Genomic DNA, 22,141 nt, shown 5'->3' on the forward strand with positions numbered 1-22,141 from the left:
GGTTCGATCTTTACCAATCATCCTCGCGAGTAGCTTCTAAAACTTCTTCTTGCTGCCAATCATCCTGAAAAGGTTGTACCACTTTACCGATCGCATCGGCCACAAAAGACTTAATAAATTCTTCCTTGCGACTGAGTTGAAATTGTCTTTGTACCACTTCCGTCATGCCACCGTCACCCCAGTCTTGATCCTGACGGAAATATTCAATAAAACTTTTGCCAGCAATGCGGGTTAAATAGGCGGCACTGACTCCTTGAATTGCCTTCCCGACTATATAGGTAGTAAAATTTAATTGTAGGATTCTGGCTAATAATTCTACTGCTCCTTTCACCACTCCCAAACTAACTAGAGTTTTACCCAAAGATACGGCCAATTCTTTGCCTCGATCGCTGTTAATTTCACAGCCATAAACTTGACCAATTTCCCTAACCATTTGAGCATTAACCGCCGCCGTTGCTAACATATCGATCACCGGTAAGGGAGTCACCGCAATCACTCCCGCACCGATCCACTGATAGCGATCGATAATTTTATCAGCTTGGCGACGACGTTGGCGATCGATAATTTTCCTAGCTTCTTCTCCTAATCTTTGGGATTGTAAGAGGATATTATCCGCCACTAAATCCTCCCCTTCGGCCCGTAAAACTGAAGCTAAACGTTTAATTAAAGCTAAAATATCCGGTTCCGGTGTGATGATTTGTCCACCGGTTAACTGTACTGGTTGGGGATTAGCGGTAACGGCAATAATATCGGCGGAAAGGATCACTCCTTTTAGCCGTTCTCGTAATTGTTTTAAAATCATTTCTCGATCTTCGTCGCTATAGAGATCGATTTTATTAAAGACTAAGAGAGAACGTTTACCAATATCAATTAAACCCAATAAAGGGCCGTATTCCGATTGTCGAATATCGTTATCGATGACAAATAAAAGTAAATCTGCTTCCGTGGCTAATTGTCGCGCTAACTGTTCCCTTTGACCTCCGGCCGCACCAATTTCGAGAATGCCGGGGGTATCGGTAATTTGAATTTCCCGATTCACACCTTTCATTTTTAAACTATAGGTTTCCCCTTTTTCCGTGGTTCCCATGGTTGCCTCCACATTGCCCACCATTTGACCGATGAGGGCGTTAATTAGGGAGGTTTTTCCCGCCGATCCCGTGCCGAAAACAATGATTTTAACTTCTTTTCTGGCTAAACTTCGCTCAATTTCTTGAGAACGCTTAATAAAAACCTGTTGAGTTACTTTATCTTGAATTTGCTCCACTTGTTGCCGGATAGCTTTTAAGGTTTCCCCGGCGGCCTCGGTTTTTTCTACTGGTAATTTTAGGGGTGGACGGGAGGAAGAATGCAACCCGCGGCGACTTTTTGGGCGCTGGGGCAGCAGATAAAAGTAGTACAAAAGAACGTATATCAGCAAGCCCAGCAGTCCGATAATGAGCAAAAGCAGAATATTAGCTAAGATAGGAGCGGTAAAGGCGATCTGGATGTAAAGACGATAGATAGAGTTGACTAACCACAACATTAATCCGAAAATAAAGCTCAGACCAATGATTAAAGTGGCAAGACGGGGTAATTTCATCGGAAATTTTGGGTCTGAAACCCCGTCGTTCTACGACGGCTTTGCTGTTAAATATTAGCACATTTACGAAATATATGCTAAAATGTGAGATATGGAAAAAGCCTATTCTTACCGATTTTACCCCACACCCGAACAAGAGTCGCTATTGCGGCGCACTTTGGGCTGTGTAAGATTAGTTTACAACAAAGCTCTCCACGAACGAACACAAGCTTGGTACGAAAAGCAAGAAAGAGTAGGCTACGCTCAAACTTCTTCAATGCTAACCGATTGGAAAAAACAAGAAGAATTAGAGTTTTTAAACGAAGTTAGCTGTGTACCCTTACAACAAGGGTTAAGACATTTACAAACAGCTTTCACTAATTTCTTTGCTGGTCGTACTAAGTATCCTAACTTTAAGAAAAAACATCAGGGAGGAAGTGCCGAATTTACCAAGTCTGCTTTTAAATTTAAAGACAGACAAATCTATTTAGCTAAATGCACAGAACCTTTACCTATTCGATGGTCAAGACAAATCCCAGAAAGCTGTGAACCAAGCACAGTAACAGTCAGATTACATCCCTCTGGACGCTGGCATATTTCAATAAGATTTGATGACCCAACGATTAAGCCTTTACCAGTAACAGATAAAGCCATTGGAATTGACTTAGGAATTAGTAGCCTAGTAATTACCAGCGATGGCGATAAAGTATCTAATCCCAAGCATTTTAAGAAACATTATCAGAGGTTGCGAAGAGCATCGAAAAGCCTTTCTAGAAAACAGAAAGGGTCAAAAAATCGAGAAAAGGCAAAAATCAAAGTAGCCAGAATTCACGCTCAAATCACCGATAGTAGAAAAGACCATCTACATAAGCTAACCACTCAATTAGTTCGTGAAAACCAAACGATTGTGGTTGAGAATTTAGCCGTCAAGAATATGGTCAAAAACCCGAAATTATCTCAGGCAATATCTGATGTAAGCTGGGGTGAAATCACTAGACAATTAGCCTATAAATGCCGTTGGTATGGGAGAAATTACATCGAAATAGATAGATGGTTTCCTAGCTCTAAAAGGTGTAGTAATTGCGGGTATATTGCTGAGAAAATGCCGTTAAATGTTCGAGAATGGGACTGTCCAGACTGTGGGACACACCATGACCGAGATATTAACGCAAGTAAAAATATTTTGGCCGCAGGGCTTGCGGTGTCAGTCTGTAGAGCGACCTGATGACCAGAACAGAGTAAATCTGTTAAGGCAGGTGCGAAAAATCCTTCGGGACAGAAGCAGAAACCCAAATCGTGAGGTTTGGGAATCGCCGTCCGTTTACGGCGGTGAGGATGTCAAAATTGTTTTTATTCATCAGTAGGGGGGCAAAATTATTTGTAGGATGGGTTAGCGGTAGCGTAACATAATCGGGCGTTGGGTTTCATGCTTCAACCGTTCGGCAAAAGCTCACGGCCGAAGCCCAACCTACGTTCTTCCCCACTTCCCCATCTCCCCACTTCCCCACCTCCCCACTTCCCGCTCCTTCGGGCCAGAAAAGGGGTAAGATAATAAGTTTAGTGATAAGATGACCGAATTGTGAGCGGGGACTTGATATGGCAGAAACCCTATTATTTAATGCTTTGCGACAGGCGATCGATGAGGAAATGGGCCGGGACCAGACAGTATTTGTTTTGGGTGAAGATGTGGGTCATTACGGTGGTTCCTACAAAGTTACCAAAGATCTCTACAAAAAATATGGCGATTTAAGGGTTTTAGATACTCCCATCGCTGAAAATAGTTTTACGGGCATGGCAGTGGGGGCAGCCATGACGGGATTACGTCCGATTATTGAAGGCATGAATATGGGTTTTCTTCTGCTTGCCTTTAACCAAATTGCCAACAATGCCGGGATGTTACGTTATACTTCCGGCGGTAATTTTAAAATCCCCATGGTTATCCGCGGTCCGGGGGGTGTGGGGAGACAATTAGGGGCGGAACATTCCCAACGTTTAGAGGCCTATTTTCACGCGGTACCCGGTCTAAAAATTGTCGCTTGTTCTACTCCCTACAATGCCAAAGGTTTATTAAAATCGGCGATTAGAGATAATAACCCCGTGCTTTTCTTTGAACACGTTCTTCTCTATAATCTCAAGGAAAATTTACCTGATAGCGAGTATCTTTTACCCCTCGATAAAGCGGAAATCGTTCGCAAGGGAGAAGATATAACTATTCTCACCTATTCGCGGATGCGTCATCACTGTTTACAGGCATTAAAACAGTTAGAAAAAGATGGCTACGATCCAGAAATTATCGATTTAATTTCCCTGAAACCCTTTGATATGGAGACGATTGCCGCTTCGATTCGCAAGACTCACAGGGTGATTATCGTGGAAGAATGTATGAAAACTGCGGGAATTGCTTCCGAGTTAATTGCTTTAATTAACGAGCAGTTATTCGATGAATTAGATGCCCCCGTGTTAAGATTATCTTCCCAAGATATCCCCACACCTTATAACGGTAATCTAGAAAGATTGACGATTATTCAACCTAATCAAATTGTCGAAGCTGTCCAAAAAATGGTCGGTGATCGCATTTAAAAAATTCTCCTTTTGATACTGAAGTTATGCAGAGACAAAATTGGTTATTGTTACTGATCATCGGCCTGGTTGTTGCCTCGATCTTCGTCCTGATTAAGTTACCCCTACAATTAGGTTTGGACCTGCGCGGTGGTAGTCAATTAACCATTCAGGTTAAACCCACTGAAACCGTGACGACCATTCAACCTAATGATTTAAAAGCCGTACAAAATGTGATTGAAAATCGCGTTAATGCCCTCGGTGTTTCTGAATCATTAGTGCAGACTGTGGACAGTAAAAATCAGGTAATCGTGCAACTACCAGGGGTTACAAATCCCAAAGAAGCTGAGAGAAACCTAAATGTTCAGGCCCAATTAGAATTTCGTCAGCAAAAACAAGGTACAGAAGGAGAATTCCGGGCTGAATACTCGATTTTTCAACAAAAAAAGGCGGAATTAACCGCCCTCAAAACCGAGAATAAACCCGAAAATGCCGCTAAAATTGCCGAACTAGAACAATCTCTGCAAAAATCTAAAGAGGCAATTTTAAATTTATTTGAGTCGGTGGACTTAACCGGAAAAAATCTGCAAAATGCCACCATTAGTTCCACCCAAGGCACTAACTGGGAAGTGGCCATTACTTTCGACTCGGAAGGGGGCAATAAATTCGCCGAACTAACTAAAGCGATCGCGGGTACGGGTCGCAGTATTGGCATTTTCCTCGATAATGAATTAATTAGCGCCCCTGTGGTTGATGTGCAGTTTGCCCAAACCGGAATCACGGGAGGCCGGGCCGTGATTACTGGTAATTTTACCGCCGAAACTGCCAACGATTTAGCGATTCAATTGCGCGGTGGTTCCCTACCTTTCCCCGTTAAAGTGGAGGAAATTCGCACCGTCGGAGCAACTTTAGGCCAGGATAGCATCCGTCGTAGTATCTACGCCGGTTTAGTGGGTTTACTGTTAGTTTTAATCTTCATGGCGGTTTATTACCGTTTACCCGGGATTATCGCCGATGTTTCCCTGATTATCTATACTATTCTTTCTCTGGGGGCTTTTGCCTTAGTGGGAGTCACCATGACGTTACCCGGTATTGCTGGATTTATCCTCAGTATCGGTATGGCAGTTGATGCAAATGTACTGATTTTTGAGCGTACCCGGGAGGAATTAAGGGCGGGAAAATCCCTATTTCGGGCGGTGGAGTCGGGATTTTATCGGGCTTTTTCCAGTATTCTTGATAGTAATGTCACTACTTTAATCGCCTGTGCTGCCCTATTTTGGTTGGGTTCGGGATTAGTCAAGGGTTTTGCTTTAACTTTAGCCATTGGGGTAGCTGTGAGTATGTTTACCGCTTTAACCTGTAGTCGCACTCTCCTGTTAATCACCGTGTTAAACGTCCCCAGCGTCCGTCAAAAACCGCAACTTTTCTGCCCCAATTTACCGGTAAACCAGTAGGGTGGGTTAGGCGACGACAAGTTATGCTGTTGACCAATAATTTCTGATTCGCCGTAACCCACCGATTACCACTCCCCACTCCCCACTCCCCAAATCCCTTTTTTCCTTTGTTCCTTGTTACTTAATCGATATGGCATTTAACGTTACAAAACAGCGTAATTTTTGGTGGACAGTCTCGGCCTTGCTGACGATTGGTAGTATTTTGGCCATGGTAATTTCTTGGTTCACTATTCAAGCGCCTTTACGACCGAGTTTAGATTTTGTTGGTGGCACGAGAATTCAGATAGAATTAGCCTGTGCCAAAAAGAATACCTGTGAGAAACCCTTAACTACTGCCGAAGTGCAAGCAATTTTAGAAGAGGAAGGATTGGGTAACAGTAGTGTGCAGGTGTTGGATAAATATACTTTATCGGTGCGGACTAAAACCCTAGCAGAAGAACAGAGAACAAAATTACTCGACACCTTAAATCAGAAAATTGGCACCTTTGACCCCGAAACCGGTCAAATCGATACCGTCGGGCCCACCATCGGTCAAGAATTATTTAGGTCGGGATTTTTAGCTTTATTAGTGTCATTTTTTGGCATTGCCGTCTATCTCAGCTTCCGTTTTCAACGGGATTACGCTTTTTTTGCCATTGTCGCCCTGCTGCACGACGTTTTGATCACTTTAGGGGTCTTTGCGGTTTTAGGCTTAATTGCGGGGGTAGAAGTGGATAGTTTATTTTTGGTTTCCCTCTTGACAATTGTGGGCTTTTCTGTTAACGACACAGTGGTAATTTATGATCGCGTCCGGGAAAATTTTGCTAATACCCCCGAATTATCCGTGGATGAAATTGTCGATAATGCGGTGAGTCAAACCCTAACTCGTTCAATTAATACCACCCTGACCACTTTATTGCCTCTGGTGGCGATTTTTCTCTTTGGTGGCACCACCTTAAAATATTTTGCCCTAGCTTTAATTATTGGCTTTGTAGCCGGGGCCTATTCGAGTATTTTTATCGCTAGTACCCTACTAGCTTGGTGGCGCGGTCGTTCCCATCGACCCACACTCAATTACAGTTAGGATGCCATTGGTGAAGAATCAGTCGGTCTTGGATAGGTCGTAATAGTAATTTCAACCTGTTGATTGAGACTACCCAAAATTGAGATCAAACGGTCAATAGTAAAGCGTCCCAAATTAGCACGGCGAATCTGAACAAATTCACTGTGATTAATTCCAGTTCGCACTTGAGCATCGCGGGTTGATAAGTCTTCCTTCTCCAGAACCTTGATAATTTCAGCAGCAAGCAGTGCTTTCGCTTGTCGCACGTCCGCATCCACATCGCCAAAATCGCGGTACACATTCCCGCTACCTTGTACCAGTTCAAATTGTTCTTCACTCATGAGAGTTCCTCCTTCAATCGCTTGAGCCGTGCTTTGATAACTTCGACTTCTTGCTGTGGTGTTTTGATCCCTTTTGGGGATTTTTTCTGGAAGGCATGAATCACCCAGATAGCCTCACCTAACTGGACAGCATAAATAGTTCGATAGGCATCCCCCTTGAAAGGTAGAGCAATCTCGAACACACCAGAACCTATCCCCTTAAAAGGCTTGGTTAGGGATGATTTTGCCCCTTCTGCTGCAATAGTTAAAGCGTCAAGTACAATTTCTTGGGCTTCCTTGGGAAACTTTTGAAAATCTTTCCGTGCCGCTTTAATCCAAGATATAGGACGGGTATTACGCATTCGCTTATGGTGATATAACTGATACCACCTGTCAAGCCCCATTATACCTGTTGAAGGTTTTGCTTGTGTCAATCAAAGCGGCAATCGCCTGATAATATCTGGTAGTGCGATTGCTAATCTTGTAGGTTTGGCCGGTTGTGGGTAAACAATAAATATATTTTCGTCACAGAAAGCTCATGATTCATGGATGATAAGCCGTAATAACCAGACTTCTATCGGCACTATAAATTGCTTCAACACGACGAAAACTAGAATGATTCCACCAGACTTTAGTTCTATTTCCCTTGGCTGGAGCAGACCCAACAACGGCATAACCAGCATTGAACATCAATTGTTCAAAAACTTCTGCTGGCATTATTTTAGATGAAATGGGAGAAAGACCATCAATTTGATGCTTATCGAGGGTCATAACTCCCTTTATAGGTTGTAAAAATTTGATAATCAGGTAAAACTAAGCTGATACCGGCAAAACTATGTATTGTTCCTGGATAACTTTCTTCTGCATCACTACCACCCAATCGCCAACAAAAAGAACCCAACCAAATATAAAAGCCTGGAATCAGTGCGTCCATCGAATAGGCAATATCCTTTAACTGAGGGTTAACTCCGTTTGATGATGCCTTTTTTTGGGAAACTTTTATTTTCATCTATTTTCATTATTTTAAACTTATACTCATTTAAGAACTATACCATATTTTTGTTAGCATTGACGATGACAATTATCACAATTCCACACTTAAACCCTTTGGTGCGATCACTTTTGCTAAAAGGACGAGTTATACTAAATCCAAAGATGGCTTTTAGTTGTCAGCTAAATTTTTTGACCAATTGGGTCAAATTACTTCAAGAGATTTGATTGCGAACGCCACTAAAAGCGGCGTATGCGATCGCTATAGCATCTACAGCATCATTAATAGGCATTTTTGTCAATCCGAATAAATACTTAATTTGTTCGGCCACCTCAGCTTTAGTGGCCCTACCATGGCCCAGATGACATTTCCAACTAGCTTGATGGAGGAAAATCGGTTCAATTCCCCCATCGCGGCAGCTAACCAGATTGATAATTCCCAATGCTTGCAGGACTCCACCGGCTGCCTTGATTTGCCGGTTAAAAAAGGGCATTTCTACGGCAATTTCCCCCGGTTTATATTCTGCGATTAACTCCTTTAAATCCCGTTCAATTTCGATCAAACGCTGGGCAGTAGAAAGATTTTTAGAAGTTTCGATCGTGCCGTAATCGACTAAAACCGGCATTAACTCACTATTATCCCGGAGAATAGCCCAACCGACAATCGCTAATCCGGGGTCGATACCCAACCAAGTAGTCATAGATTAAGCCAAAAAATCTTGGACGATTTCGAGGATTCTTTGGGATGCTTGTCCATCTCCAAAAGGATTAATGGCATTAGCCATACGATCATAGGCGATTTTATCCCTTAATAATTCTCCCGCTGCGGCTAAAATTTGCTCTGGATTAGTACCAATTAATTTCGCTGTTCCCGCTTGTACTGCTTCCGGTCTTTCCGTGGTTTCTCGCAATACTAAAACTGGTTTTCCTAAACTGGGGGCTTCTTCTTGAATGCCCCCAGAATCAGTTAATAATAAATAACAGCGTTGAATCGCCCCCACTAACTCGGCATAATCGAGAGGTTCAGTTAAAAATACCCTGGGATGATTGCCCAAAGCGGACTGTATTGGTTCTCGGACGGTGGGATTGCGATGGAGGGGTAATAATAGGGCTGTATCGGTATATTTTTCTAACAACAAAGTGAATCCTTTGATAATATCCTGTAAGGGTTCGCCCCAATTTTCCCGGCGGTGAACCGTGGCTAATAAAACCCGATAATCTGACCAATTTAAGCCCGCAATTTGACATTCTGGCGCGGTTTTGGCTACGGTTAATAAAGCATCAATAACTGTATTACCGGTGTGGTGAATATTGCCCGTAACCCCAGATTTTTGTAAATTTTCTACGGCTAAAGTAGTGGGAGCAAAATGTAGGGTCGTCAGTTGAGAAATTAGGCGACGATTAGCTTCTTCGGGATAGGGATTATAGATATCATTAGTTCTTAATCCTGCCTCTACATGGGCGATAGGAATTTGTTGATAAAAAGCCGCTAAAGCAGCAGCAAAAGCAGTAGTAGTATCACCTTGCACAATAATTAAATCTGGTTTTATGCGCTCAAAAACTGTTTCTAAACCGCGTAAACTGCGGCAAGTAATATCAGTTAAGGTTTGACGGGTTTGCATAATATCCAGATTTTCATCTGCTTTTAAAGCAAATAATTCCATCACCTGCGCTACCATTTCTTTATGCTGTCCCGTCAGAATTACATGGGTTTGAAACTGTTCCGATTCTTGAAAAGCACGAATAACGGGAGCTAATTTAATCGCTTCGGGACGGGTTCCAAGAGTAATACAAATTGATTTCGACATATTATTATCAGTTATCAGTTATCAGTTATCAGATGGGATTTTTTAGTTCAGCGATTACTGTTCACTGCAAATAGCTTGAATTGTGCTGTTTTGTCATTTTTCACTCCCAGGAGGTTGTTGAACGATAAATTGGGGATAGAGTTGCATTTGCTTGGGATTTAAAGGAGGTCGAGAGATGGTCAAAACTTTTTGTTTAGCTAACTCTTGAGTCATGGTATCTAAAGTTTGAGCGATACGCAAATTATATTCTAATTGTTCCCCAGAAGAAAGCAGATTACTTAAGCCATCAATTAAACGTCTTAAATTCTCGCGAAATTGGGGATCACCGATTAACTCATCAATATCCGAGGTGATTTTTTGAGTATTTTCAAAAGTCACCCTAGCGGATTCGAGAGTTTTTTGCAGCAGGACTATTGTAGCAGGATCGTTAATAGTTTTAGTGATTTCTCGTAAATTATTTGATGTTTCCACCGCATTATTCAAAATAGTCTCGATATTTTGCATGACTTGTTTAGTATCAATTTCATCTAAACCAGCATTCAACCTCAGGGCGGTATTATTGAGATTATTAGCGAGACTACCAATACCTAAACTAGCTTGATTAATATTATCGAGAGTATTAACAATTTGTCCCCGATTTTCGCTGAGAACAGCATTAAGATTAGCGACTAATTGGGAGGATTGTTGAAAAGTTCTGCTGATTTGACTGCGGTTTTCCTGAACGGTATTATCTAAAGTATTGACAAAACGGGAGGCATTATTAGCCGTATTAGTGACCGAGCGACTGGTGGCCGCTAATTCCAAAGATAGACGAGAGATTTCTCTTTGGGCATTACGGATAGTCTGGGAGGTATCATCGGATAAACGGGCGATTTTTTTGGCCGCTATAGCGGTATTTTTGGTGACATCATTGAGATTGCCCACAAATTCAGGACTGGTAAAAGTATCCACTAAACGACCAACACTAGACATTAATTGTGTTCCTGTTGTCCCCTGTAAACGAGTATTATTACAGAGAATTAACTGTTGATCACAGTCGGGACCCAGAGGGTCGAGATTTTTGGCCTCAGCACTTAAAGAAACTAAGGGAGTGATATCGATGGCTGCCTCCCCAATTAATCCGGAAAGATTGGTAGCAACAGTTACCTTCCTAGGCATAACTAAAGTAGCAGAAGAGATCTCGGCAATAACCTCCACTTGATTACTCCCCGGGATAAAACTCGTAATTCTTCCCACTCTCACCCCACGAAAACGTACCGGCGCCCCGACTTGTAACCCTTCCACGTCGGCAAACTCGAAGATTAATTGATAGGTTTTCTGACCAAATCCCCCCCCGCGAACCCAGATAGCGAGCGCCCCAAAGACCAATAATCCGCCTAGAGCAAACAAACCTAGTCTTCCTTCCCGTAAAGCTCGCGAACTCTGCATGATTTTTCTCTCATTCTCGATAGTTCTTAATTTAGCTTAATCTAGCTTAAACGATTGTCCTAATCGGGCCTTCAATGCTGGCGCTAAAAAATTGCCGGATCATGGGATGATCGGTACGATCGATATCTGCCACTACTCCCTGCCATTGCACTTTTCCCTGATAGAGAAATACTACTCGATCGGCGGTGCGTCGGATGGTACTTTGTTGGTGAGAAACCATTACATAAGTGTTCGCAGACCCCGATTTTTCATGGAGAGTCCGCACTAGATCCTCGATGATTGTGGAAGCTATCGGGTCTAATCCGGCGGTAGGTTCATCATACAGCAGTAATTCGGGATTATCGGCCGGATTATCGGGATTAGTGATAATAGCGCGGGCAAAAGCCACCCGTTTACGCATTCCCCCCGATAGTTCCGAAGGATAAAGGTTACTAATTCCCTGTAACCCGACCATTTCCAGGCTTTTTTCCACTAATTCCCTAATTCTGGCTTTTTTTAACTTAGTTTGTTCATAGAGATAAAAACCGACATTTTCCCCGACGGTGAGAGAATCAAATAGGGCCGTTTGTTGAAAAACTAAGGAAGTTCGCATCGCTTCCCGACCATCTTCTAGCAATCCCTGACGCAATTGACCTTTAATACGAATTTCTCCAGCATTTATCCCCGTTAATCCCGCAATTAACCGTAAAACCGTCGATTTTCCCGTTCCCGACGGCCCGATAATTACCAGGGCCTCCCCTCGATAAATGGTTAAATCTAATCCGTCGAGAATAACATTATCCCCGAATCTTTTCGATACTCCTCTCAATTCAATTAACGGTTCTTTCATCGTCGCTTAATTATCTTATAACCTCGGGAATTTTAGGGAGATGGGGAAGTGGGAAGTATTTTCAGTGAACAGTAAACAGTAATCAGTGAACTGAACTCTGATAACTGATAACTGATAACTGATAACTGATAACTGATAACTGATAACTGATAACTGACTCGATTCTGGCTGCTATAGTAGAAAAGCACCCATTGCTGACGATATCTGAGGTAGATTGCCGTGACTATTGCTTTAGACCAACTGCTCACCCCCGACATTTTTCGACCAGCGCGTTATTTGGGCAACGAGTTAGGCGCTAAACATAAAGAATGGGCAAGTGCTGTGGTTCGTTGGGTGTTAACCTATCCGGAAGTGTACGAAGTGGGGGCATCTAACCTCGGTCATATTATCCTCTACAATATCCTCAATGCTCAACCCCGCCAACTCTGCGATCGCACTTATCTACCCGCACCGGATTTAGCCCAAAAACTCAAACAGACAAAAACCCCCCTATTTGCCCTAGAATCCCGTCGTTACCTCACCGATTTTGATATTCTCGGTTTTAGTCTTAGTTACGAGCTAGGAGCAACCAATATTTTAGAAATGCTCGACCTAGCGGCAATTCCCTTGACTTGGAGAGAAAGAGATGCGGGTAACTATCCGCTAATTTTTGCCGGGGGACAAACTGCCACCTCTAACCCCGAACCCTATGCCGACTTTTTTGATTTTATCGCCCTTGGTGATGGCGAAGAATTATTGCCAGAAATCGGTTTAATTTTAGAAGAAGGTAAACTAGCTAATCTAAGCAAAGAAGAACTATTACTAGATTTAGCCCAAATTCCGGGGGTATATGTCCCCCGTTTCTACGATGTCACCCCAATCGGTGCAGTTATCCCCAATCGTGACGATGTACCGAAAAGAATTTTACGCCGGGTAGCTACTCCTATCCCAGCCTATTCTATCGGTTTAGTTCCCTTCGTGGAAACGGTTCACGATCGCCTGGTGGTGGAAATTCGTCGCGGTTGCACTCGGGGATGTCGTTTTTGTCAACCGGGGATGTTAACCCGTCCCGCGCGGGATGTGCAACCGGAAGCAGTAATCGAATCGATTGAAAAAGGAATGCGAGCGACAGGATATAACGAATTTTCTTTATTATCTCTCAGTTGCTCCGATTATCTAGCTTTACCTGCCGTGGGTATGGAGATTAAAAACCGTCTCCAGAATGAGAATATATCTCTATCCTTACCCAGTCAAAGAGTCGATCGCTTTGACGAAAATATTGCTAACATAATTGGGGGCAATCGTCAATCGGGTTTAACCTTTGCACCGGAAGCGGGAACCCAACGAATGCGCGATGTAATTAACAAAGGGTTAACCAACGAAGAATTACTCAGAGGGATAAAAACTGCTGTCGAACAGGGTTGGGATAAGGTCAAACTCTATTTTATGATCGGTTTGCCGGGGGAAACCGATGTGGATGTGATTGGTATCGTGGAAACGGTGCGCTGGTTGCGTCGGGAATGTCGTTTACCGAAGCGGAAACCCCTCGATTTTACCCTAACTATCTCCAATTTTACCCCTAAACCCCATACCCCCTTCCAGTGGCATTCCGTCTCCACGGCCGAATTTATCCGCAAACAGGAGTTATTAAGACAGGAATTTCAAGGCATGAGAGGGGTAAAAGTCAATTATACCGATGTCCGTATCTCGGCTATGGAAGATTTTATCGGTCGCGGTGACAGAAGTTTAGGGAAAGTGGTGCTGCGCGCTTGGCAATTGGGAGCCGGGATGGATGCTTGGTGGGATAATACAGAAAAAGCCTATCAAGCATGGTCACAGGCGATCGAAGAATCCGGTTTAACTTGGAAATATCGTCAGGTAGAACAGGGAGAATGGAATATTTTTGCCGATGCAGACAAAGATATTTTAGAGCGTCCTTTGCCCTGGGATCATCTGGATACCGGTATCGATAAAAAATGGCTAGAGGAGGACTTAAAACGCGCCCTAGACGCGGCAACGGTCCCCGATTGTTCTTTTGAGGGTTGTTCCCATTGTGGCGTTTGTAGCGTCGATTTTGGTCATAATATCGTCATTGAAGCGCCCCCGATTCCCGCTTTTGCTGGACATTTTCAACCCAATCAAGAACGCGCCCAAAGAATTCGGGTTTGGTTTGGCAAAATTGGCGAAATAGCCCTAGTTAGCCACTTGGATCTGGTGCGTTTATTTGATCGCGTCGTCCGTCGGGCTGCTATTCCTATTTCCTTTACCGGTGGATTTCACCCCGGTCCGCGCATTTCGATCGCTAATGCTTTATCCTTGGGAGCAACCAGTAGCGGTGAGATTGTCGATTTTGAATTGACAAAAGTAATCGATTTAGAGACTTTTAAACAGCAGTTAAGCGGGCAATTACCCGCAGATTTGCCGGTTTATCAGGTGGAAGAAATTCCCTTAAATGCCCCCGCTGCCACCCGTTTGTTGGAAAAAGCCGAGTATTTGCTCACTTTTAATAGTGAGGGAATTGATAGCCAACAGTGGCAAAATTGGCTCGAGGCAATTAAGCAAGCAACGGTGATGGAACGAGAAAAAACCACCAAATCTGGCAAAAAAGTCACGATTAATCTGCGAGAACAATTATATGAATTAGAGTTAAAAACTGTTGACAAACAAGCCGTTTTGTGCTATGTGGGCAGTTGTCGCAATGATGGCACTTTACTACAGCCTGATCATATCGTCGAGATGTTAGAAAGGGTCTCCGGGCAGGAAATTTCGCTGCTTAATTGCCATCGTCAGCGCTTGATTTTAGGGACTTAACCATTGTCAACCGTCATGCCAAATCCGTTTTTAATAGTGTGATTAACTGCCAATTCAAGCCTAGAAACCCAGTTATGGATTGTTTCTCCCTGCTCCCCGCTCTCCTATGCCTTTTAAATAGGGTTTAGTCTCAACTTATCCTAACGCCTCGAAGATTTTAAACATGGGCAAGTACATGGACAGAAGAATAGTTCCCACTATCCCGGCAATACCGACCATCATCAAGGGTTCAATGATACTGGTTAAAGCTTTAACAGCCTGTTCTACCTCATCTTCGTAGAAATCGGCCACTTTCATCATCATGGCATCTAATTCTCCCGTTTCCTCACCAATACTAATCATTTGAATGGCCAAAGCTGGAAAAACATTGGCTTTTTGTATGGCTAAACTCATCATTCCCCCCTGCTGAATTTCCTCCTTGGCACCGATGATCGCATTGGCAATTACCTGATTACCCACCGTATTACAAACGATATCAAGGGAACTCAAAATCGGGACACCAGAACGCGTCAGAGTCCCAAAAACCCGGCAAAATCTAGCCACAGCCGATTTTTCATTCAAATCACCAAAAAGAGGCATTTTAAGGAAAAACTGGTCAATTTGCAGACGACCAATCGGGGTTTTGTAATAGCGACGCAGTAAAAAAACTGTGGCAGTAATGGTGACAATCGGAATTAAAATCAACCAACTACGCATCAGACTACTTAAAAAGAGCATAAATTGCGTTAAAGCTGGTAGTGGCACCTTCAAATCGGTGAAAATTTTCGCAAACACGGGAATTAAAAAGATCGTCATCCCGAAAAACACAATTACCGCTAAAATTCCCACCGCTACCGGATAGGTCATCGCTGATTTAATCTGGTTTTTCAAGCGGGCCATATCTTCCAAAAGTTTCGAGAGACGGAGCAGCACTTCATCGAGTACCCCCCCCGTCTCTCCAGCTTCGATCATACTGACATAAAGTTCATCAAAACATTCTGTATGTTTGGCCATCGCTTGCGATAACGGACTCCCTTGCTGTACGTCGGCACCAATCGCTTGTAGTGCTTTTCTCATCTTGGGATTACCGCATTGATCCCCCAAAACTCCCAAACATCTCACAATCGGCACCCCAGCATTAATCATTACCGAAAATTGACGGGAAAAAACCGCTTTATCTTTGATGGAAATCTTGGCAAACATCAACTCTAAACCAGAAAGATCGATCTCTCCTCCCGCTTTTTTGACTTTACCGACGGCAGCATATTTCGCCTTCAGCATCATTCGGGCATGATCGGGAGACATAGCTTCAACTTTCTCTTGGAAAACTTTTCCAGAGCTGCTTTTAACTTGTGCGACAAAATTAGGCATAGGACAAATCAGTTATCAGTTATTAGTTATTAGTTATTAGTTATCAGTTATCAGTTCACTGTTTACAGCAAAAAACTTCTCACTTCCCACTCTCCTATCCCTTTTACACAGGATTTGTTATTAAATCCGGGCTTTAGTTTTGGCGTTAGCACTGGCCCCAGCGACAAGACGTTGTAATTCATCGGGTTTACCACTTTTAGAAATTGCCTCTTCAAAGGATATAACACCGCTAAAAACTAAATTAGCTAATCCCTGTTCCATAGTTTGCATTCCTAGCTTCATTCCCGTTTGAATTGCTGAGTAGACTTGGGGGGCTTTTCCTTCGCGAATTAGGTTAGCGATCGCTGGAGTTACCACCATGATTTCCTGTACCATTGCCCGGCCAAATTCCCCTGGTTTAGGATTTTTTTTCTTGACTAGGGTTTGACTAAAAACTGCTAGTAAAGAATTGGATAACATGGAGCGAATTTGTGACTGTTGGTTAGGGGGGAAAACGTCAATGATCCGATCGACTGTTCCCGCTGCCGAGCTAGTGTGCAGAGTTCCGAAGACTAAGTGACCGGTTTCCGCCGCCGTAATTGCCAAACTAATTGTTTCTAAATCCCGCATTTCTCCCACAAGGATAATATCAGGATCTTCGCGTAAAGCTGCTTTTAATGCGTTAGCAAAACTCTTGGTATCTTCTCCTTTTTGTCGTTGGTGAAACAGGCTTTTTATATTAGGAAAAACATATTCAATTGGGTCTTCTACAGTTAAAATGTGTTCAGACCTAGTCCGATTAATTAAGTCCAAAATTGATGCTAAAGTGGTAGTTTTACCTGACCCTGTTGGTCCGGTTACGAGAATTAATCCCCTCGGTCTTTCCGATAATTCTCGGACTACTTCTGGTAAATTTAATTGTTCAAAGTTAGGAATGTTGGAGGACAAAGCGCGTAAACAAGCTGCATAGGCTCCCCTTTCTTTATAAACATTGATCCTAAATCTTGCTAATCCTTTCACCCCGTAGGAACAGTCTAATTCCCAATTCTGCTCTAACTCTTTTATTTGACTATTATTGAGCATACTAAAAATCAATTTCTGACAATCTTGCGGGGTTAAAGATTCTTCATTAATCGGGGTGAGTTTGCCACTAATGCGGAAATAGACCGGCGCCCTGGACTGAATGTGCATATCGGAACCGCCCATCTCGACCAATTGTTCCATTAAATCTTCGATCATTAAGTCCATAAGTTAAACTCCATCTATCGTATAAAGTAAAAACTGAAAAGGAGCCAGTCGTCAGGAGACAAATTCATAATACTTTTGCCGGTTCCGGAATTCCCCGCTCACTGATCACTGAAAAACTGTCTTAACCACTAAATCGCGGTCTCATACAATAGGGACAATCGAGCCATTCTGGTTTTAGTTCGGCGCGACAACCACTACAGATTAAACCGCTTTTCCGTTTAGCTTTTAATTCCGCTTCCAGACCAGAATCGCTAAATGTCACCCGTTCCACTTCTTCGAGGGTGGTGTAACCCTCGCGCACCAGATTTAAACTGTAGGCTAGGAGTGTCACCATGCCCTCATCGACGGCCGCCTCCTTAATGCGATCGGTGGTTGCCCCTTGGTTAATTAATTGCTGTAGTCGTTCACTATTCTGCATTACCTCATAGACACCGATGCGACCTTTATAACCGCTGCCGTTGCACTTGACGCAGAGATTGCCCTCTCTTCGCGCCTGTTGAATTTCCTCTATGGTCAGGGTATTAGCCTTATAAAAGGTCACTTCCTGTTCATTGGCGGCGGAAAGACCAAAACGGGCCAATTCCTCTTGGGTGGGGTGATAGGCGACTCGACACTCGGTACAGACGCGCCGCATCAGACGCTGGGCCAAAACTCCCAACAGAGAACCAGAAATCATAAACGTTTCAACCCCCATCTCATCGAGACGAGCGATCGCACCTGCGGCATCGTTGGTGTGTAGGGTAGTTAAGACCAAGTGACCGGTTAAGGCGGCCTCGATCGCTGTTTTAGCTGTTTCCTTGTCCCTAGTTTCTCCCACCAGAATCACATCCGGATCTTGTCGCATGAATGCCCGCAGAATCGAGGCGAAATCCATGCCTTTTTCGCGAATTACCTGCACCTGGGTGATGCCTGGTAGAGAATATTCGATCGGATCTTCGGCGGTACTGATATTAACTCCGGGGTGATTTCTTTCCGCTAATACCGAGTATAAAGTGGTGGATTTCCCCGAACCGGTCGGGCCTGTCACCAGCAACAGACCAAAGGGACGACTGGCCAAGTCTCGGACAATTTGCAGGGTCTTTTGATCGGTGATTAGTTTATCTAAACCCAACTGGGTAGAGGAGTTATCGAGAATCCGTAAACAGACTTTTTCCCCGTAGCGACTGGGCAGGGTATTAACCCGAAAATCCACTTTCCGCCCTTGATAAATCCGCCGAATTTTACCATCTTGGGGAAGACGACGTTCAGCGATATCGAGATCGGCCATGATTTTAAAACGGGCTGTAACCGCTGGGGTAATTCTTTTCGGCAGTGGATCAAAAGCTTGATGAAGAACTCCATCTTTGCGAAAGCGAATTTTCAGGAATTCTTCTTGGGGTTCGATGTGAATATCGGAAGTCCCTTCCTGTAGAGCTTTAGCTAGTATTTTATTGACCAGGTTGATGACGGGGGCTTGATTAGCGTCTCCTTCTCCGAGATCATCGGCCACTTCATCGTCAGCACCAGAGACCACCTCAATACTGGCGACAATATCGGTGAGATCCGAGAGTTTTTCGGCGTTGCATAATAGAGATATGAATGGAGGAAATCAAAATGCAATGCCCTGAATGTAAATCTACCCATATCCGTAAAAATGGCATCAATAAACAAGGTAAACAAAATCATATTTGTGTAACCTGTGGCCGTCAATTTATTAATAACTATGAAAAACAGAAAGGCTATGACGAAAAAACGAAGCGAGAATGCCTAACTGCCTATGTTAATGGGATGGGATTTAGAGGAATAGAAAGGCTAAAGGGAGTTCATCATACGACCGTAATTAATTGGGTAAAATCTGTGGGAGAATTATTGCCAGTCGCCTATGACCCAGAAACAATTCCTGAAGTAGGGGAACTGGATGAATTGGAAACCTTTGTTGGCTCAAAAAAAACAAAATCTGGGTGTGGACAGCCGTTGACCACTTTAAAAAAGGAATTTTAGGTTGGGTAATCGGAGACCATAGTAGCGAAACGTTTCGCCCATTATGGGAATTAGTTAAGTCTTGGGGATGCTATTTTTATGTGAGTGATGGATGGTCAGTTTATCCATGTTTTATAGCAGAGGGCGACCATATAATTAGTAAGACTTATATGACCAGAGTAGAGGGTGAGAACACACGTTTAAGACATTATCTAGCCCGATTGCATCGCAAAACACTCTGCTATTCTAAGTCTACAGAAATGTTAGGATACTCTATTCGTTTATTAATTCATTATCTGAAGTTTCAAGAAGTGCCTATTCCTTACTGATTCATAGCTTAATTCAGCAACGCCAGTTTTTCCAGTTCTTTTTCTTTTTCGAGTCTGGCTTTTTCCTTTTCTAGTTCCGGTTGGGCCCAGTGGAATTTTTCCAGTAATCTTTCGTAATCTTCGCCGGTAATCACTAAACGCTGTAAACCTAACTCCCTGGGGCGGAGGATACGATTAATATCGTCCGTAGCCTCTAGGTTGTCGGGATCGACCATGGCTATCAAAATTGAAGCCGGCTCTCCTTCGATTCGACGCAGGGGGATGAGACGATAGCGACGACAAAGATCGATCGGAATCAAAGAATCGATCAATCTGGCTATTTCTAGTCCATCCACATCGCTCAATTCGGGGTCGAGCGATTCGACTCCGTAGAGAATTTTTAGTTCAAATAACTGGTTTTTCTTATACTGTCGCTGTAAATCCGGGGGCAAAGGTCGCCCGGTTAGTTTTTGTAATATTTCTACTAGCGATCGTCCCGATTTCCGTGTTTCCACCAGGGCCTGTTGCATTTCCTCGGCACCGATATAGCCCGACTGCACCAACTTGTTACCAAAGGGGGAAAAGTAATTGCGTAGGGCAACGGCACGGGTTTTCTTGGCAGAAAATGTCATAGACGATTCCTAACCTCTCCACTACCCTTTAATCTTGCCAATTTTACTGATAAAATTGCATTATAGCAAAAATTTTTCTCGATCACTGATTATTTATCGGGGCTGCTTATATCTAGTTACGGATCTTGTCCACAAAATGTTACATTAAGGGTTAAGCCTTGATTATTAGCTGGTACTTAAAGACCAAAATCAGCATTAAATGGTCATATATTGCCAAATTCCCCACTAAAATCCTATACCATGAGTGCAGAACCAAATACCTCAGCAATTTTCGACGAAAACCAAGAATCCTCTTCTAATTCCCCTGAATCTCTTGCCAACGAATCAGAAGCCAGTGTCACCGATGAAGCCAAAACGGTGACGGACAAGGCCGCCTCTAGCGAGGAATTTTCCCTTCTAGACGGAATGACTATCGATTTTCTACAAGAGGAAATCGACACTCTCAAGCAGCAGTTAGAGGAGCAAACCCAACAGGTTGATGCCTATAAGAAACGCTATATCAGTCTAGCAGCCGAGTTCGACAATTTTCGCAAACGCACAGCCAAGGAAAAAGAGGAACTGGAAACAAAAATCAAGGGCAAAACCCTGATGGAAATTCTTGGTGTGGTGGATAATTTTGAGCGCGCCCGTACTCAAATTAAACCGGCTAATGATGGCGAGATGGGTATTCACAAAAGCTACCAAGGGGTCTATAAAACCTTAGTGGACAGTCTCAAGCGTTTGGGCGTTTCCCCCATGCGTCCGGAAGGTCAACCCTTTGATCCTAGCTACCACGAAGCGATGATGCGGGAGTACACCGATGAACATCCCGAAGGCACAGTGGTGGAGCAGTTAGTACGGGGATACACTCTCGGAGAACAGGTTTTGCGTCATGCTTTGGTAAAAGTGGCCGCCCCCAAAGAGACAGACCCTAATGCTGATCAGTCCGAAGCCACTTCCATTCCATCCCAGGAATCGGTCTAAAATCCCGATGGGGATTAAACTGGTTTGAGGGTTAGGTATTAGCCAGTAGGGTCTGTATTCCCTCCCTATCACCTATCCCCACTGAAAGACTTTTTCTCTCTTAACCTATTTATTCTTGGTGTGGGGTGTGGGGTTTTACCCATAAGAGCCAAAGATCTGATCCCACAAGGTTTTTAGATTTATTCAGCTAACCCTCTGGCTCTTTTAATTAAAAATGCTTCTATACCCAAGGCTTTTGCTCCTTGGTAATCTTCTTTTTTACTATCGCCAATATGCCAAGCTTGTGCGGGGGAACAATCATGTTTTTGCAGGGCGATTTGAAAAATTTCAGCATCGGGTTTAGCTGCTCCTGCATGGGAAGAAATCGTGATCGATCGAAAAAAATATTCTAAGCCTAATTCGGCCAAAACTTGGTAGATACGACTATCAAAATTAGAAATAATGCCCAACTCGATCCCCTGAATCTGCCAGAGTCTTAAAGCGGGAATGACATCCTCGTACAGGACCCAAGGCTCGGCCGTGGCAAAATGATGGTAAAGTTCGCCAAAAAAAGCCTCAAAATCGGGAAATCTTTCCAGATAACCTAAATCATTAAAAACTGCCCCAGTCAGCGATCGCCACCAGCGATACTCTAACTCAGGAATTTGTGCCGGTTCAACGTCAGGAAAAGCTAGGGGGGGAGAAGTGGGGAAAATAGCCGAGAAAGACTGTTCTAGACTATCGGCCGCCACCTCTACCCCAAAATCCGCCGCTATTTGACTATAAATTGCTCCGACACTGCCTTTTACTCCAAAAATGGTCCCCACAGCATCGAGAAAAATAACTTGCGGTTTCTGCATGAGAGTTTTGTCTATAACCGTCGAACTGAGGTTTTTAGGGTCGGCCCTTTAGGGGGCCTAACACACCTAACAATTGCTCATTTTA

At 43.5% G+C, this 22,141-nt stretch carries 18 protein-coding genes and 3 pseudogenes; 7 read left to right on the top strand and 14 right to left on the bottom strand.

Annotated elements, in window-relative coordinates; all coding sequences use genetic code 11:
- Positions 1-10 precede the first annotated feature (10 nt).
- The gene (locus tag myaer_RS06210) at positions 11-1,579 is read right to left on the bottom strand and encodes a YcjF family protein (RefSeq protein WP_046661429.1); all 1,569 of its coding nucleotides are present in this window, start codon (positions 1,577-1,579) and stop codon (positions 11-13) included.
- A 91-nt stretch (positions 1,580-1,670) separates the two neighbouring features.
- On the opposite strand from myaer_RS06210, the pseudogene myaer_RS06215 reads away from it, so the two are divergent.
- The 4 genes and pseudogenes from myaer_RS06215 to secF all read left to right on the top strand — a co-directional run bounded on the left by myaer_RS06215 (position 1,671) and on the right by secF (position 6,634).
- Positions 1,671-2,858, top strand: a pseudogene (locus myaer_RS06215) (RNA-guided endonuclease InsQ/TnpB family protein).
- Between the two features lie 296 nt (positions 2,859-3,154).
- Complete coding sequence (locus myaer_RS06225; protein ID WP_002742584.1) at positions 3,155-4,138, top strand: alpha-ketoacid dehydrogenase subunit beta; 984 nt, start codon at positions 3,155-3,157, stop codon at positions 4,136-4,138.
- Between the two features lie 26 nt (positions 4,139-4,164).
- Positions 4,165-5,571 carry a protein translocase subunit SecD gene (gene secD, locus myaer_RS06230; RefSeq protein WP_046661431.1) on the top strand — a complete coding sequence of 469 codons (1,407 nt, stop codon included), beginning with the start codon at positions 4,165-4,167 and terminating at the stop codon, positions 5,569-5,571.
- A 130-nt stretch (positions 5,572-5,701) separates the two neighbouring features.
- Complete coding sequence (gene secF / locus myaer_RS06235; protein ID WP_002784403.1) at positions 5,702-6,634, top strand: protein translocase subunit SecF; 933 nt, start codon at positions 5,702-5,704, stop codon at positions 6,632-6,634.
- Here the strand turns inward: secF and myaer_RS06240 are convergent.
- The 8 genes from myaer_RS06240 to myaer_RS06275 all read right to left on the bottom strand — a co-directional run bounded on the left by myaer_RS06240 (position 6,631) and on the right by myaer_RS06275 (position 11,988).
- The gene (locus myaer_RS06240) at positions 6,631-6,954 is read right to left on the bottom strand and encodes a helix-turn-helix transcriptional regulator (RefSeq protein WP_046661432.1); all 324 of its coding nucleotides are present in this window, start codon (positions 6,952-6,954) and stop codon (positions 6,631-6,633) included. The two genes, secF and myaer_RS06240, sit on opposite strands and share 4 nt — an antisense overlap.
- Complete coding sequence (locus myaer_RS06245) at positions 6,951-7,367, bottom strand: type II toxin-antitoxin system RelE/ParE family toxin (protein WP_235614809.1); 417 nt, start codon at positions 7,365-7,367, stop codon at positions 6,951-6,953. The genes myaer_RS06240 and myaer_RS06245 overlap by 4 nt, the downstream gene beginning before the upstream one ends.
- 109 nt (positions 7,368-7,476) lie before the next feature.
- Positions 7,477-7,704: a hypothetical protein gene (locus myaer_RS06250; protein ID WP_046661433.1), complete on the bottom strand. Its 228-nt coding sequence runs from the start codon at positions 7,702-7,704 to the stop codon at positions 7,477-7,479.
- Positions 7,691-7,942, bottom strand: coding sequence for a hypothetical protein (locus myaer_RS06255; protein WP_046661434.1), 252 nt, complete (start codon positions 7,940-7,942; stop codon positions 7,691-7,693). Before myaer_RS06255 ends, myaer_RS06250 begins: the two co-directional genes overlap by 14 nt.
- A gap of 196 nt (positions 7,943-8,138) precedes the next feature.
- Positions 8,139-8,624: a crossover junction endodeoxyribonuclease RuvC gene (locus myaer_RS06260; protein WP_046661435.1), complete on the bottom strand. Its 486-nt coding sequence runs from the start codon at positions 8,622-8,624 to the stop codon at positions 8,139-8,141.
- A 3-nt stretch (positions 8,625-8,627) separates the two neighbouring features.
- Positions 8,628-9,731 carry a non-hydrolyzing UDP-N-acetylglucosamine 2-epimerase gene (gene wecB / locus myaer_RS06265; RefSeq protein ID WP_046661436.1) on the bottom strand — a complete coding sequence of 368 codons (1,104 nt, stop codon included), beginning with the start codon at positions 9,729-9,731 and terminating at the stop codon, positions 8,628-8,630.
- A 93-nt stretch (positions 9,732-9,824) separates the two neighbouring features.
- The gene (locus tag myaer_RS06270) at positions 9,825-11,159 is read right to left on the bottom strand and encodes an MlaD family protein (protein ID WP_046661437.1); all 1,335 of its coding nucleotides are present in this window, start codon (positions 11,157-11,159) and stop codon (positions 9,825-9,827) included.
- Between the two features lie 46 nt (positions 11,160-11,205).
- Entirely contained in the window at positions 11,206-11,988 is a 783-nt protein-coding gene (locus myaer_RS06275) for an ABC transporter ATP-binding protein (RefSeq protein ID WP_046661438.1), read from the bottom strand.
- Positions 11,989-12,207: 219 nt separating this feature from the next.
- Between myaer_RS06275 and myaer_RS06280 the strand changes: the two genes are divergently transcribed.
- Positions 12,208-14,778: a TIGR03960 family B12-binding radical SAM protein gene (locus myaer_RS06280; RefSeq protein WP_046661439.1), complete on the top strand. Its 2,571-nt coding sequence runs from the start codon at positions 12,208-12,210 to the stop codon at positions 14,776-14,778.
- A gap of 135 nt (positions 14,779-14,913) precedes the next feature.
- Here the strand turns inward: myaer_RS06280 and myaer_RS06285 are convergent, their stop codons facing one another.
- The 3 genes and pseudogenes from myaer_RS06285 to myaer_RS06295 all read right to left on the bottom strand — a co-directional run.
- Positions 14,914-16,128 carry a type II secretion system F family protein gene (locus myaer_RS06285; RefSeq protein ID WP_046661440.1) on the bottom strand — a complete coding sequence of 405 codons (1,215 nt, stop codon included), beginning with the start codon at positions 16,126-16,128 and terminating at the stop codon, positions 14,914-14,916.
- A gap of 120 nt (positions 16,129-16,248) precedes the next feature.
- Positions 16,249-17,355, bottom strand: coding sequence for a type IV pilus twitching motility protein PilT (locus myaer_RS06290; protein ID WP_046661441.1), 1,107 nt, complete (start codon positions 17,353-17,355; stop codon positions 16,249-16,251).
- A gap of 121 nt (positions 17,356-17,476) precedes the next feature.
- A pseudogene (locus myaer_RS06295) lies at positions 17,477-18,907 on the bottom strand (GspE/PulE family protein); the annotation flags it as partial.
- Positions 18,908-18,948: 41 nt separating this feature from the next.
- Between myaer_RS06295 and myaer_RS06300 the strand changes: the two are divergent.
- Positions 18,949-19,643 (top strand): IS1 family transposase gene (locus tag myaer_RS06300; RefSeq protein WP_103672714.1). Its coding sequence is split into 2 segments (ribosomal slippage): positions 18,949-19,291 and positions 19,291-19,643, totalling 696 coding nucleotides; the frame shifts between segments, so codons are not numbered across the junction.
- Positions 19,644-19,663: 20 nt separating this feature from the next.
- On the opposite strand, the pseudogene myaer_RS06305 reads toward myaer_RS06300, so the two are convergent.
- A pseudogene (locus myaer_RS06305) lies at positions 19,664-20,254 on the bottom strand (type II/IV secretion system protein); the annotation flags it as partial.
- Between the two features lie 240 nt (positions 20,255-20,494).
- On the opposite strand from myaer_RS06305, the gene grpE reads away from it, so the two are divergent.
- Complete coding sequence (gene grpE / locus myaer_RS06310) at positions 20,495-21,217, top strand: nucleotide exchange factor GrpE (RefSeq protein WP_046661443.1); 723 nt, start codon at positions 20,495-20,497, stop codon at positions 21,215-21,217.
- A 179-nt stretch (positions 21,218-21,396) separates the two neighbouring features.
- Here grpE and myaer_RS06315 read toward each other — a convergent pair whose 3' ends face one another.
- A complete protein-coding gene (locus myaer_RS06315; RefSeq protein WP_046661444.1) occupies positions 21,397-22,056 on the bottom strand; it encodes an HAD-IA family hydrolase in 660 nt (219 codons plus the stop codon).
- Positions 22,057-22,141 lie beyond the last annotated feature (85 nt).

This window comes from Microcystis aeruginosa NIES-2549 (genome assembly GCF_000981785.2).
Lineage (GTDB): Bacteria > Cyanobacteriota > Cyanobacteriia > Cyanobacteriales > Microcystaceae > Microcystis > Microcystis aeruginosa_C.